Origin of the sequence: Streptomyces sp. NPDC086023 (assembly GCF_044540325.1) — a bacterium.
Taxonomy (GTDB): domain Bacteria; phylum Actinomycetota; class Actinomycetes; order Streptomycetales; family Streptomycetaceae; genus Streptomyces.
On the sequence record NZ_JBITRX010000015.1, the window covers coordinates 16,343 to 29,740 of the forward strand.

Sequence of the window (13,398 nt, forward strand, 5' to 3'; positions counted from 1 at the left end):
CGTAGGGCGGCGGCCGGAGGGGGCGGGGCCGGGGCCCGCGGGGGCCGCGGTCTCAGAAGGCGCCGGGGTGGATCTGCTCCCGCGTGGCCGCGTACTGCTGGCGCACGGCCTGGCCGGCCGCCAGCTCGTCGCCCGGCTCGAAGACCTGGGCCACCGCGCCCTGCCACGCCGGCGGGCTGTGCGGGGCGAGCGAGCCCTGCTGCACGCCGAGGGCCCAGGCGGCCTGGCGGGCGGCGCCCAGGGCCGCGTAGTCCGCGGGCTGCGGTACGACGACCTGGGTGCCGAACAGCCCCGGTGCGGCCGCCTGTACGGCCGGCAGCTCGGCCGCCGCGCCCAGCAGGAAGACCCGCCGGATCTCGACGCCGCGCCCGCGCAGCACGTCCAGGGCGTCCACGAGCCCGCACAGCATGCCCTCGAAGGCCGCCCGCGCCAGGTGCTCGGGCTTCATCGAGTCGCGCCGCAGGCCGGTGAGGGTGCCCGCGCTGTGCGGCAGGTTCGGCGTCCGCTCGCCCTCCAGGTACGGCAGGAGTACGAGGCCGTGGGCGCCCGGCGTCGACTTCAGGGCCAGCGCGCTCAGCCCCTCCAGGTCGGTGCCCAGCAGCTCGGCGGTGCCGCGCAGGGCCCGTACCGCGTTGGAGGTGTACACCACCGGCAGGTGCATGCCGGTCGCGTCGGCCAGCGAGGTGATCGTGCCGCCGGGTTCGAAGAGGGGCTCGTGGTGGACGGCCATCACCGAACCGGAGGCGCCCAGGGAGACCACCGCGTCGCCCGGAGCCAGCCCGAGGCCGAGGGCGGCGGCCTGCGTCTCGCCCGTACCGGCGGAGATCAGCAGGCCCTCGGGCGTGGTGCCGGCGGCGTCGGCGGGGCCGAGCACCTCGGGCAGCACCGCCCGCTGGCCCAGGGCCAGTTCGACGAGGTCGGGGCGGTAGGTGTTGTGCGCGGGGGACCAGTAGCCGGTGCCGGAGGCCGCGCCGCGGTCGGTGGTGCGCCGGGCCGGCCGGCCCAGCAGCTGCCAGACCAGCCAGTCGTGCGGCTGCATCACCACGGCCGTGCGGCGGGCGGCCTCGGGCTCCGTGCGGGCCAGCCAGCGGAGCTTGGCGACCGGCTGGGCCGACTGGGGGACGCAGCCCACGGCCTCGGCCCAGGCCTGCCGGCCGCCCAGCTCCTCGATGAGGTCGGCGGCGGCCACCTGGGCGCGCTTGTCGTTGCCGACCAGGGCGGGCCGGACGAGGGCGCCGCCGGCGTCGAGGAGCAGCAGGCCGTGCTGCTGCGCGGAGACGCCGATCGCCTGGACGCCCTCCAGGAGCCCTCCCCCGGCGGCCTCGCCGAGGGAGAGCAGCCAGGACTGCGGGTCGGTCTCGGTGGGCTTGCTCTCGCCCGCGGGCTGCGGATGGGGGGCGTACCCCTGGCGCAGCACGGCACCGGTGTCGGTGTCACAGACGACGATGCGAGTGAAGGCGGAAGAGCTGTCCAGCCCGGCGACTATCCCCATGCCCACGATTCTGCCGCACCGCGGGGCGCGTGGGGCCCCGCCGGTACGTCAAGATCGCCGCCCGAACCTAGGTGTTGCTGGTGCCCCAGTCGTCCTCGGTGGCGGACGAGCCGTTGTGGTGGACCCGCAGCCGCTCGGGGAGGTGCTCCCCGACGGCGACGAAGGCCTTGCCGGCGTACTGGCGGCCCGTGTGCGCGGCCGTCTCGGCGGCGTTGCGCACGGCGGGGTTCTGGGCGATCCCGCGAGCGGACTTCTTCAGCTGCTCGTACCGCTCCCGCCCGGCGGCCGTGCCGAGCACGTAACCGAGGGCCAGTCCGGCGACGAACGTGAGCTTGTAACGCATGCCTGCCACCCTTCTGCATCGCTGCTGCGTGCGTGCTGCGTCGGTGCCCGGCCGCCTACCCGTCGGGGGCCGTGATCACCCGGGGCGATACCGATTGGCGGAGCACCCCCCTGCTTGCGCTAATGTATGTCTCGCAACGGGCGCCCGCCCCCCAGCAAGGCTGGTGGTGGGACTGTTCGGGGCACACGCAGCAATCCCCTGTAGCTCAATTGGCAGAGCAGCCGGCTGTTAACCGGCAGGTTACTGGTTCGAGTCCAGTCGGGGGAGCGCGATCCCCTGTAGCTCAATTGGCAGAGCATTCGGCTGTTAACCGGAGGGTTGCTGGTTCGAGTCCAGCCGGGGGAGCGATCGAAGAAGAGGGCCCCCTGATGGGCCCTCTTTTTCTGTTTCCCGTGCCGAAGTGGAACCGGGCGGCGCTGAACGCGGTCTCCTTGGGCAGGCGAAGCCGATCATGCGAGGCATCCGGAGCAGGAGATCGTATGAGCGGCTATGCTGCGGCAGACGGCGCGCACAAATGTGCGCGACGCGCCGCAAGGGGCGGTAGCTCAGCCGGTTAGAGCAGCGGACTCATAATCCGTCGGCCGTGGGTTCGAGTCCCACCCGCCCCACCGCAAAGCTGGTCAGCAGAAACGTTCTGGCCAGCCACCTTGGTGCCCCGCCCGGTCTCGCCGGGTCGGGGCACCTTGTCGTTTACCCCCTCGTGCGTGAGTGATGCGCGAGCGGCGGCAGATCGGTGCTCGCCAAGATTCGCTGGAGGGTCTCGGACACCGTCTCCGGACGCACCTCGGCGCGTGGAGACGACAGCTTGATCACGTGGCGCCCGCCGAGTCCGCCTGGCGGGTGTGGGAGGGCCTGCAGCAGGCCCACGGAGATGGCGGGGCGCAGGCGGGCGGAGTCGCCTGAGATCCGCGGGCGCGGGACACGCCGGGCCGCGCAGGCCGCGCCTCGCCGGCGCCGCCGGCGCCGTCGGCCACGGCGCGCCCTGGACGGTCGGCGACCGCGTCGGCCGCTGGCCACCTGAAGCCTGGCGGCACCCACGACGGAAGGAGCCGCTGCGAAGGTGATCACGACCCTGCAGAGCCTGGAGCACTCCAGCACGATCCGCTCCATGGGACGTCACGCGAAGGTGACCTCCGACGTGTACGTCGAGTTCCCGGCCGGTGAGAACTCCGCCCCCGATCTCGCCATCCTGCGCGAGGACGCACAGAAGCGGGGCAAGCGCTACAGCTTCGAGGACGTCCTGCTGATCGCGGAGGTGGTGTCCGTCTCCTCGGCCCGCAAGGACTACGACGACTCCACCGCCCAGTACGGCTGCTACGGCATCCCCGTCCACGTGGTGGTGGACCCGTATGCCGCGGAGGTCGTCGTTCACACGCAGCCCACCGGAACCGGCCACATCGCGGCGCACACGCACAAGTACGGCACCGGCAAGCTCCCCATCGATCTGGCCGCCGGCCGCACCTTCACTCTCGACCTGGACGAGCTGCCCCGACCCGAACCGGAGACCGGCGCGCGCTGACGGGCCGGCTACTGGTGGCCGGGAGGAAGCTGGTGTGTCAGCGGTGGTCATTAGAGTGCGGAGCGTGAGTGACGATTCCGGGCCGCGACCCACTGTCGATGATCTTGTTCAACTGATTCCGGCGGTCGTACCCCTGGAGGGAGTCGACGCCGAGCTGGTGGTGATCGGGGAGCGGTATTGGGCGCTCGCCGGTTTTGCGCCCGAGCTCGGGACTCCGGTCTGGTGCGAGAAGGTCAAGGACATTGACACCGTCGGCTGGGGGCACCAGATCTACGCCGTTGCCGCGGCTGGTGTCCGGGCGGTGGTGGCCGGAAGACTGTGCTCGCAGTGCGGGGGCCCGCTCAGCCTCACTTCCCGAGCAGCCTTCCAGCAGGTTTGCGAGGGGTACGACCCTGCGTGCGTGGACTGCAACGAGTCGCTGACGGCTGCGGTGCGTCTCATCATCGATCCTGCGCGGAAGGCCAAGCGCGAAGCCGCCAGAGCCAAAGCCGAAGAGCGGAACGCCGTCGACTCCGCCCACGCACGCTGGAATCGGCTCCAGCGGGAAGCCATTGCCGAGGAGTACGCCGCCGTCTTCCCCTCGAATGGGGAGATGCCGGCCTCGGGGGTGCGCGAGATGGTCGGCGCGCTGGCCTTGTTGCGCTACGCCCCGTCGACTTCACCCATCGCGGGTGTCGGGTCCTGGCCGGACCCGCTGTATCCGGACAACAGCAAGACCGGCTCGCTCCTCGGAACGCTGATCCGGGCCGACCTCCTGAGGATCCATGCCTCCAGTCCCGTGACCGCATTTGTCTGGGAGCCGGCGACCTTCGAAGAAGCCCTGCGCGAGGCCGAGGGCGATCTGGACGCCATCGGCACGCCCCATCTGCCCGGCAGCTTCTACCCGCTGGCCGCCCACTACTACGCACCCCACGGTACGAGCGCGGGCAAGGCCGTCGAGGAGCTCGACGCCCATCTCACCGCCGCTCTGGCGCCCGCCGGGATGACCGAAGGCCGTCAGGAGGATCTGCTGGCCGTCGCCCGGGAGCTCATCGCCGAGGAGGCGCTCCGCTACTTCACCAACCGGCTGGAGGACCTCAACCTGCCCGCCGTACCCGAGAACCACGCTGCCCGGCTCTCCGAAGCCGCGTACAAGGTGGCCGAGATCAGGCCGATCGGTGAGATCTACAACCTCGTTTGGCGTGCCACCCGCGCGGCGGCGGAGGCGGCACAGAAGAATCCCCGGGCTCCACGCGCCCACATGACCACGCACGCCGTCAACCGGTTCGAGACCGATGCGCAGCGGGCGACCGCCGACCCTGGCTGGGAGCTGAAGTCCTTCACCGCGATCACGGGGCAAGGGCCTGCAGCCATGACGCGGGCCCTGTTCTACAACATCCTCGACAGTGACCCGATCGAGACGAGTCTCCCGCAGCTCAGGGAAGCGCTGCCGGAGCCCGTCGTCGCTCCGAGAGGGGCGGCCCCAGCGGGCGGCGACGAACTGGCGGCCACGGTCGCCTGGCTGAATTCCCGGCCCGACGCATGGGATCCGCACCTCGTCGCCGCCGGCCTCAGCGTCCTTGCGGACGAGCGGGAGGACTCCCCGGAGTGGCACTACGAGGGCAGGATCCTCGCGCGGGGAGCGGGGCAGCTCCTCCGGCTCTACGGACGTCTGGCCCCGGTCATCGGAGTGCGGGAAGCCGTTCTCGCCGTCATCGCCGCTACTCCGATGCTCGTGCACCCGGTGACGATCGACGGCACGACGCTGAACAGCGGAACCTGGATCCTCGACAGGATCGGCACCCTCTTCCTCGCCCCGCCCGTCGAGGAGACAGGCGACACGGAGGACGTTCCGGAGGAGTGACTTTCCTCGGGAGAGGACTTGGCAGGGCGGCGGCGAGGAGGGCGACGGTTCCGGCCGGTCGGGGTGGGGCAGCGGATCTCGTGGAGCAGGGCCGGGGCGTCATCCCGGTCGGGGCCCAAGGCGGCGGCCTGCGTGTGCTCGTCCCGCAGGCTGGAACCGAGGCGGCAGGGTCAGATGAGGGGCTGTGACAGGTAGTCAGAGCCGTCGGTCAGCGGGGTGGTCTTCGTCAGTCCTCGCGGGTCTGGGTCACGCGCCAGAGGCTGCGGGGGAGGTCGCCCTCCTCGAAGGGGTGGAGCTCGGTCAGGTGCCAGCCGTGGGCGAGGTCGAGGACCAGGCTGCGGGGGAAGAAGTGCACGGCGAAGCCGCCGTGCTCGTAGATGTCGTCGCCGTGCGGGGTGCCCGCGCCGTAGTGGGCGTCAGCCGTGTGGCGGACCGTGTAGACGAAGGTGCCGCCCGGGCGCAGGACGCGCCGGACCTCGGCCACGAGGGAGTGGATCTCCTCGGTGGACAGCGCCATGCAGAGCAGCATGTGGGCGAAGACGGCGTCGGCCGAGGCGTCGGGGAGCGGCAGCGGTTCGCGTACGTCGTGGACGGTGGTCGTGACGCGGGCGGCGAGGCCCTCGGCTTCGGCGGCGGTACGGAGCTGGGCGAGGCCGGCGGCGGAGAAGTCCATGGCGTGCACGGTGAAGCCCCGGCGGGCGAAGTACAGGGCGTCCCGCCCGTGCCCGGCCCCGAGCTCCAGCACGTCCCCGGCCTCCCGGAACACCGAGGCGGCATACACGGCAGCCTCGGACGGCCCCGCACCGTACATCCGGGGATGTGCCCGATAGGTCTCCTGCCAATGTCCCCGCTGCCGGCCCGCCAGCCGTTCCCCGTCCGCCATGCCGATGCCTCTCTGTGCTCCCCGTTCAGGGTCTCACCGTTCCCCGGTCGAGTGGATCTCCTGGTCAATGTGGTGGAGCGGGTCCGCTGAAGAGGAGGAAGATCCGCGACCTCGGGCTGGACGAGGCGGCTGCAACGAGGGAAGGAACCGCACATCGTCCGCGGCGAGGGCAAGCAGATCACGTACCGGAACGCGGGCGTGGACTGCGCCTTCGTCGGGGCGCTGAGCAGCGGATTCTGCAACCGTTCAGGATGAAAAGGGTTCACTCTCACGAAACCGAGAGATCGCATTCAACCTCAGTAGTCCCATCGGTCCTCCGAACAGGGGATGTTCATCACGGCTCCCCGAGTCAGACTTGGCGGGCCGCAAAGTACGAGGAGTGCGAAATATGAGCAGGGTCCTGGCCGTCGTGACCAACCAGGCGACCTACGGGCGCAGTACTCACCGGACCGGGCTGTGGATCGGGGAGCTGGTGCACTTCCACGCCGGTATCCTGCAGGCCGGGTTCGAAGCCGACATTGTCAGCCCCTCGGGCGGGCGGGTCCCCCTGGACCCACGCAGCGTGAAACTGGCCGATCGAACCACGCGCAAGTACATGGCAGACCGCGCATTCATGTCCGGCCTGGACGATTCCGCCAGGGCCGCCGACATGGATCCGAACCGCTATGCCGGGATTTTCTACACGGGCGGGCACGGCGTCATGTGGGACTTTCCCGAGGACAGCGCCCTTCAGGCAACTGCCCGACAAATCTACGAGAACGGTGGGGTCGTCTCTTCGGTCTGCCACGGCGCCTGCGGGCTGCTGAACATCAGACTGTCCGACGGCTCACTGCTCGTCGACGGCAGGAAAGTCACCGGATTCTCCACCAACGAGGAGCGCGTGTCGTTCGTCAAGAACCGCGTGCCGTTCCTCCTGGAAGACGAACTTCGACAACGCGGCGCGCACTACGTCCGGGGCAAGCTCCCCATGGCCCCCTGTGCCGTCACCGACGGCAGGCTCGTGACCGGCCAGAATCCCTATTCCACCAAAGCCGTCACCAAGAAGATCATCGAAGTACTGCAACGCCTTTGACGCCCACCCAGGGCGCCACTGAACCCTTTCCATCCTGAATAGCTGCAGTTCAGCAGTGTGTGGATGGCCTTGACGATCAGGGTGATGCGGGTGGTGGGGCAGAGGCTCGGCGGTGGGTGGGGCCGCCGTGGCGCGGCGCCCGGTGGTGCGGTGGTGGCCCCGGAGCGGTCGTGGGGGGTTCGGGGGAGGGGAGCCCCGCGGGTGGGGCGTGCCGGGCGTGGGTGGTGGGCCGGCACGCGGTGGGTCAGTGGGTTCGGCGGGTCAGTGGGTTCGGTGGCGTCGGCCGGGCGGGGTGGCGGGGGCGGTGGTGTCGGCCGGGGTCAGAGGGATTCGGTGGCGTCGGCCAGGTGGTGGAGGACGTCCGTGAGGCTCTCCCGGCGGGCGTAGACGGCGCGCTGCCGGTGGGCGCCCGAGCCGTCGCGGAGCAGGGACGCCAGGGTGGCCGACGCGTGCTCCAGGTCGCCCGCCGCCGCGAGCTCCGGGGCGAGGAGGTCCAGCAGGGCTTCGGCGAGGGTGGCCGCCGGGAGCTCCGTACCGGTGAACGGGTCGAGTCCGTACCCCTCCAGGCCGTCGTGGGCGGCCCGCCAGCGGGCCAGCTGAAGGACCTCGTCGCGAACCGTCGCGGCGGGTTCGCCGGCCGCGAGGGACTTCAGCGCCGCGCCCACCAAGGCCCGTCCCAGCGCGGCCTGCAGCACGGCCACGTCCAGCCCGGGGGACATGTCGGGCGCCCGGATCTCGAGCGTCGGCCAGGTCCCGGAGGGCCGCATGTCCCAATAGACCATCTTCGTGTCGAGCGCGGCGCCCGAGGTCAGCAGCAGTTCCACCGAACGCCGGTAGTGCGCGGTGGAGCTGAAGTGCGGCGGCAGCCCCGCGGAGGGCCAGGTGGACCAGGCCATCGCCCGCCAGCTGGCGTGGCCGGTGTCGCGGCCGCCCCAGAACGGCGAGTTGGCCCCCAGCGCGATCAGCGTGGGCAGCCAGGGCCGTACGCGGTTGGCCACGGCCACCGCGGTGTCGGTGTCGAGCGTGCCGACGTGGATGTGCCGGCCGCACCCGACCAGGTTGTCGGTGAGCGCCCCGAACCGCTGGAACTGCGCGCGCTGCCGCGGTTCGTCGTCGTTGAGGTGCGGGGGCGTGCGCACCGTGAGGACGGGCGAGGGGCTGGCCAGCAGCCGGCAGCCGTGCTCCCTGGCCGTCTTGGCCAGGACGCGGCGGAGCGCGGTCAGCTCGTCGCGCAGCTGGTCGGCGGTGTCGGCGACCGGAGTCGCTATCTCCACCTGGTAGCGGGTGCCCTCGGAGTGGATCTGGGGCACATCGCCGACGTCGGACAGGACTTCGGGGGCGACGGGCGCCACCCGCCAGGTCTGGGCGTCCACGAGGAGGAACTCCTCCTCGACGCCGAGGGTCAGCGAGGGCGCCGGAACCGTGTCCGGCGCCCAGGACCACGTACGTGATGTGCTCTTGCCAGGTTCGATCACTACGCCTCCCTGGACATACGAGTCGGTTTCATGATGAGCCGACCGGCGGGTGCGGAGCGAACGTCTATTCAGTCAATCGCGGGTGAACGCCCGGCGTGTGGCGGGTACTCGCCCCCGTCGCGGCGCAGCTCACGGGGCGCCCGCCGTCCCGAGGGATGGGCGGGGCGGATGGTTCAAGTGCGAACGATTTACCATCCCGTGTGACCGCTACGACCTCGACACCGCCCAAGCGGCGGATCCTCGCCGACCTGACCCCGCTGCGCACCTCCGCCGACTACCGGCGGCTCTGGCTCGGCAACACCATCTCCTGGATGGGCCAGGCCATGACGGCCCTCGCCGTCTCGCTCCAGGTGTACGAGATCACCCGGTCCAGCTTCTCCGTGGGCCTCGTCGGGCTCTTCTCGCTCGTCCCCCTGGTCGCCTTCGGCCTGTACGGCGGGGCCATCGCCGACACCGTCGACCGCCGCAGGCTCGGCCTGTACAGCGCGCTCGGCGCGGCCGTGCTGTCCGTCGCCCTGGCCGTTGCCGCCTTCGCCGACTACCACCGCGTCTGGCTCCTGTACGCGGTCGTGGGCCTCCAGGCGGTCTGCTTCGCGCTGAACTCGCCCGCCAGATCGGCCATGATCCCCCGGCTGCTGCCGCCCGAGCAGCTGCCCGCCGCCAACGCCCTCCAGTCGCTGACCACCACCTCCGGCATGATGTTCGGCCCGATGCTCGGCGGCTTCATCGTCGGCCTGTGGGGCTACCAGGCGGCGTACCTGATCGACGCGGTCGCCTTCTCCGCCGCCCTGTACGCGATGTGGCGGCTGCCCGCGATGCGCCCCGACCGCCCCGACCGCCCCGACCGCGCCGACCGCGCCGACGGCGCCGACGGCAAGCGGGGCCGGGCCTCCGTGGTCGACGGGCTGCGCTTCCTCGCCACCCGCCCCAACATCCGGATGACCTTCTTCTCCGACATGTGCGCGATGGTCCTGGCCCAGCCCCGTGCGCTGTTCCCGGCCATCGCCGGGCTCTGGTACGGCGGCGACGCCAAGACGGTGGGCCTGCTCGTGGCCGCCCCGGCGGTCGGGGCGCTGCTGGGGGGCCTCTTCTCGGGCTGGCTCGGCCGGATCCGCCGGCACGGCCTGGCCATCCTGCTGTCCGTCGCCGCCTGGGGCGCCGCCGTCGCCGTCTTCGGGCTGACCCGCAACCTCTGGCTCGGCCTGCTCTTCCTGGCCCTCGCAGGCTGCGCCGACACCATCTCGATGGTGTTCCGCACCACCATGCTCCAGGCCGCCACCCCCGACGACCTGCGCGGCCGCCTCCAGGGCGTGTTCATCGTCGTGGTGGCCGGAGGCCCGCGCCTCGGGGACTTCCTCGCCGGCACCGCGGCCGACCTCACCTCGCCTGCCGTGGCCGTCACGGGAGGCGGCATCGCCTGCGTGGCGGCCCTGGCCCTGCTCGCCGCCGTCTGGCGCGGCTTCGCCCGCTACGACGCCCGCACCCCGGAAGCCTGACCCGGGGCCGGGCCGGCGGCCGTACCGCCGCCTCGGCGTGCCGGCGGTGCTGCCGTGCTGCGGTGTTGCCGTGCCGGCCGGCCAGTACGCGTACGCCGTCGACCCCGGCCACGGGCTGGTCGAGCCGGCGCCCACCCGCGACGGGCGGCTGCTGGTCCTGGAGCGCGGCTTCACCCGGGAGTTCAAGATCACGGCACGGCTACGTCGCCGATCCGCTCGGCGCCACCGACACCCGCCGCACCGCGGTCCCCGCCGAGGGCCCGGGCTGCGCACCGCCCGCAAGACGCTGCCGGCACAGATAACCCGCCTGCACCGGCTGGACGTGCGCCTGCCCGGCCGGTTCCAGGACGGGCCCCCGGATCAGGCCGGGTCCTGGTCCTCCGGCGCGACGATGCCGCGGGCCACGCCCAGGTCCACCAGGTCCTGAGGGCGCAGGCGCAGTTGGCCGGCGGTGGCCGGGGCCTCCTCCGGCGGGCGCTTCAGGATCGCGGCGGCCAGCTCCGGGGCGATGACGGAGAAGTAGCTGTCCGGAGTCACCCAGGTGTTGCCGGGGACCGCCAGGGCCAGCGCGCCCCCGGAGCCGCCCTCGCCGATCAGCAGGGTGGTCACCGGGACCCGCGCCCCGGCCACCGCGGCGAAAGTGTCCGCGATGGCCGCGCCCGCCCCGGAGCGTTCCGCGGCGGCGTCGTTGGCGGCGCCCGGGGTGTCGACCAGGGTGAGCACCGGGATCCCGAGCCGGTCGGCCAGCCGGATCACCCGCGCGGCGGTCCGGTACCCCGCCGGGAGGGTCGCGGTGCCGCACTGGGCGGCGTACGCCACCGTGCGCCCGCCGCGCAGCCCGAACCCGCAGAGCATCCCCGGGTCGGTGCCGCCCGCGCGGTCGCCGGACAGCGGCAGGCGCACGTCGAAGTACGCGTCCAGGTACGCCTCCGCCCGCGGCCGCCGCGGGTCGCGCGCCCGCAGTACGGCCTCCCAGCCGGTCGCGGCGGGCTCGGCGGCGGCGAGCGCGGCCGGCGGCTCCACGGGCCCGCCGGGGCCGGCATGCGAGCCGGCACTCCCGTCCGCCCCGGCGTCACATGCGTCCGAGCCGGCACCGCCCACTGCCCCGGCGTCACCGCCGTCCGGGCCGGCACCGCCCGCCACCCCGCCGAGCAGCCGCAGCCACCCGCCCACCACACCCGGCAGCTCCGCCCGCGGCACGACGGCGTCCACGTGCCCCGCCGCGTACTGGCCCTCGGCGGTGTACGCGCCCGGATCGGCGTCCGCGGGACGCACCCGAGACCCCGCGAAGCCGACCTGCGCACCGGGCAGGGCCAGCACCACGTCCGCCCCGGCCCCCAGCGTGGCCCAGCCGCCGCCGGTGGTCGGATCCCGCAGCACCGCGATCTGGGGCAGCCCCGCGGCCCGCGTCAGCACCGACTGGCGGGCCACCCGCTGGAGCTGGGTCAGCGCGAGCATCCCCTCCTGCATGCGCGAGCCGCCGGTCGCGATCAGCGACACCAGGGGCAGCCGGTGCTCGCGCGCATGCGTGTACGCGGCCTCCAGCCGGTCCCCCGTGCGCTCGCCCAGGGAACCGCCGAGGAAGCCGAACTCGAAGGACACCAGCACCGCTTCCCGGCCGCCGACCCGGGCCGTGCCGCAGACCACGGACTCGTCCTCGCCGGTGCGCCCGGCGGCGCGGGCGCGCGAGGCGTCGTAACCCGCCCAGCCGAGCGGGCCGTCGGGCCGGGACGGGCGGGCGGGGGCGGGCAGCTCGGTGAAGGAACCGGGGTCGGTGAGCGCGTCGAGGCTCTCGCGGGCGGTGAGGCGCTCCGCGGCGAGCGCCCGCTTCATGATCTTGCCCAGGTCGTTGCGGGGGAGGGCCTCGCGGAAGCGGACCACGCGGGGGCGCTTGTGCGGGGCGAGGAGCCCGGCCACGTGCGCGGTCAGTGCGTCGGCGGAGGGCGGGGCCGCCGGGTCGGCCGGGACCACCCAGGCCACGATCCGCTCGCCGAGGTCGGCGTCGGGCTCGCCGGTCACGGCCGCCTCGCGCACGCCCGGGTGGTCGAGGAGGACGTTCTCGATCTCGCCGGCGCCGATCTTGTAGCCGCCGCTCTTGATCAGGTCGGTGGCCTTGCGGCCGACGATCCGCAGGTGTCCGGCCGCGTCGCGGGTGGCCATGTCGCCGGTGCGGAACCAGCCGTCGGCGGTCAGGGCATCGGCCGTGGCGTCGGGCCGGTTCAGGTACCCGGTGAAGAGGTTCGGGCCGCGCACCTGGATCTCGCCGATGGTCTCGCCGTCGTACGCGGCGAGCACCGCGCCCGCGTCGTCGGCCAGCCGCAGCTGCACGCCCCGCACCGGGACGCCGACCGTGCCGGGGGCGGAGGCCGTGTCGTCGGCGCGGACGCTGGTGTTCATCAGGGTCTCGGTCATGCCGTACCGCTCGATCACCCGGCGCCCGGTCGCCGCCGCGATCCGCCGGTGGTCGTGCAGGGGCAACCCCGCGGAGCCGGAGACCAGCAGCCGGGCCTCCGCCAGGGCCTTGGCGAGGGCCGGGTCGGTGCCGACCGCGTCGGCGAGCCGGTGGTACATGGTCGGTACGCCGAACAGCATCGTGCCGCCCTCGCTCAGCGCCCGCGTGACGCCCTCGGCGGTGAACCGGCCCAGGTGGTGGACGGTGCCGCCGCGGCGCAGCGGGCCCAGGGTGCCGAGGACCAGGCCGTGCACGTGGAAGAGGGGGAGCGCGTGGACCACGGTGTCGGCCGCGGTCCAGTCCCAGGCGTCCTCCAGGGCGTCCAGGGTGGCGGCGACGGCGCGGCGGGGGAGCACTGCGCCCTTGGGCGGTCCGGTGGTGCCGGAGGTGTAGATCACGAAGGCGGGGGCGTCGTCGCCGGCCGCGTCCTGCGCCGGGGTGGTGACGGGACGGCCCCCTGCGGCGCCCTCGGCCGGGATGTCGAGGCGCGGCAGGCCGGCCAGCTCCGGCGGGAGTCGAGCCTCCGTGGCCGCGAGCACGAGGGCGGGTGCACTGTCGTTCAGGACGTGTACGAGTTCCCGCGCGCCGGTCTTCGGGTTCAGCGGTACGACCGGCACCCCGGCCAGCAGCCCCGCGACCACCCCGACCGCGGTCTCCAGGGTGGGGGTGGCCCACAGCGCGACCCGGCCGGCACCGGCCAGGCGGGCGGCCAGGGAGCCTGCGGCGTCCGCCAGTTGACGGTAGGTCAGCGTCCGCCCGTCGAAGCGCAGGGCGATGCGGTCGGAGGGCGCGTCCAGCGCCGGGAAGAGGGCGGTCACGCCCG

At 73.1% G+C, this 13,398-nt stretch carries 10 protein-coding genes, 3 tRNA genes and 1 pseudogene; 8 read left to right on the forward strand and 6 right to left on the reverse strand.

Annotation, left to right across the window (positions count from 1 at the left end):
- Positions 1-52 precede the first annotated feature (52 nt).
- Both ACIF6F_RS26480 and ACIF6F_RS26485 read right to left on the reverse strand, forming a co-directional pair.
- Positions 53-1,492: an FGGY family carbohydrate kinase gene (locus ACIF6F_RS26480; RefSeq protein WP_399951457.1), complete on the reverse strand. Its 1,440-nt coding sequence runs from the start codon at positions 1,490-1,492 to the stop codon at positions 53-55.
- Between the two features lie 67 nt (positions 1,493-1,559).
- Positions 1,560-1,835, reverse strand: coding sequence for a YtxH domain-containing protein (locus ACIF6F_RS26485; RefSeq protein WP_399951460.1), 276 nt, complete (start codon positions 1,833-1,835; stop codon positions 1,560-1,562).
- A 194-nt stretch (positions 1,836-2,029) separates the two neighbouring features.
- Here ACIF6F_RS26485 and ACIF6F_RS26490 point away from each other — a divergent pair.
- From ACIF6F_RS26490 to ACIF6F_RS26510, 5 genes are all read left to right on the forward strand, one after another.
- A tRNA-Asn gene (locus tag ACIF6F_RS26490) sits at positions 2,030-2,102 on the forward strand.
- 5 nt (positions 2,103-2,107) lie between these two features.
- Positions 2,108-2,180 (forward strand) — tRNA-Asn (locus ACIF6F_RS26495).
- A gap of 189 nt (positions 2,181-2,369) precedes the next feature.
- Positions 2,370-2,443: transfer RNA gene (locus tag ACIF6F_RS26500), tRNA-Ile, on the forward strand.
- 416 nt (positions 2,444-2,859) lie between these two features.
- A complete protein-coding gene (locus ACIF6F_RS26505; RefSeq protein WP_399952046.1) occupies positions 2,860-3,354 on the forward strand; it encodes a Uma2 family endonuclease in 495 nt (164 codons plus the stop codon).
- Positions 3,355-3,418: 64 nt separating this feature from the next.
- A complete protein-coding gene (locus ACIF6F_RS26510; protein ID WP_399951463.1) occupies positions 3,419-5,197 on the forward strand; it encodes a hypothetical protein in 1,779 nt (592 codons plus the stop codon).
- 226 nt (positions 5,198-5,423) lie between these two features.
- On the opposite strand, the gene ACIF6F_RS26515 is transcribed toward ACIF6F_RS26510, so the two are convergent.
- Positions 5,424-6,080: a class I SAM-dependent methyltransferase gene (locus ACIF6F_RS26515; protein WP_399951468.1), complete on the reverse strand. Its 657-nt coding sequence runs from the start codon at positions 6,078-6,080 to the stop codon at positions 5,424-5,426.
- Between the two features lie 388 nt (positions 6,081-6,468).
- Here ACIF6F_RS26515 and ACIF6F_RS26520 point away from each other — a divergent pair, with 388 nt between their 5' ends.
- Positions 6,469-7,152 carry a type 1 glutamine amidotransferase domain-containing protein gene (locus ACIF6F_RS26520; RefSeq protein WP_399951471.1) on the forward strand — a complete coding sequence of 228 codons (684 nt, stop codon included), beginning with the start codon at positions 6,469-6,471 and terminating at the stop codon, positions 7,150-7,152.
- Between the two features lie 320 nt (positions 7,153-7,472).
- Here ACIF6F_RS26520 and ACIF6F_RS26525 read toward each other — a convergent pair whose 3' ends face one another.
- Positions 7,473-8,627 (reverse strand): glutamate--cysteine ligase, encoded by a 1,155-nt coding sequence (locus tag ACIF6F_RS26525; RefSeq protein WP_399951474.1) that lies wholly within the window; start codon positions 8,625-8,627, stop codon positions 7,473-7,475.
- Between the two features lie 155 nt (positions 8,628-8,782).
- Here ACIF6F_RS26525 and ACIF6F_RS26530 point away from each other — a divergent pair, with 155 nt between their 5' ends.
- On the forward strand, positions 8,783-10,123 hold the full coding sequence (locus ACIF6F_RS26530) for an MFS transporter (protein ID WP_399951477.1): 1,341 nt from the start codon (positions 8,783-8,785) through the stop codon (positions 10,121-10,123).
- A 70-nt stretch (positions 10,124-10,193) separates the two neighbouring features.
- Positions 10,194-10,550, forward strand: a complete 357-nt coding sequence (locus ACIF6F_RS26535; protein WP_399951480.1) for a hypothetical protein — start codon at positions 10,194-10,196, stop codon at positions 10,548-10,550.
- Here ACIF6F_RS26535 and ACIF6F_RS26540 read toward each other — a convergent pair.
- Both ACIF6F_RS26540 and ACIF6F_RS26545 read right to left on the reverse strand, forming a co-directional pair.
- Positions 10,484-11,956 carry a carboxyl transferase domain-containing protein gene (locus tag ACIF6F_RS26540; RefSeq protein ID WP_399952049.1) on the reverse strand — a complete coding sequence of 491 codons (1,473 nt, stop codon included), beginning with the start codon at positions 11,954-11,956 and terminating at the stop codon, positions 10,484-10,486. The two genes, ACIF6F_RS26535 and ACIF6F_RS26540, sit on opposite strands and share 67 nt — an antisense overlap.
- Positions 11,942-13,393, reverse strand: a pseudogene (locus ACIF6F_RS26545) (acyl-CoA synthetase); the annotation flags it as partial. The pseudogene ACIF6F_RS26545 and the gene ACIF6F_RS26540, both read right to left, overlap by 15 nt.
- Between the last annotated feature and the right edge of the window lie 5 nt (positions 13,394-13,398).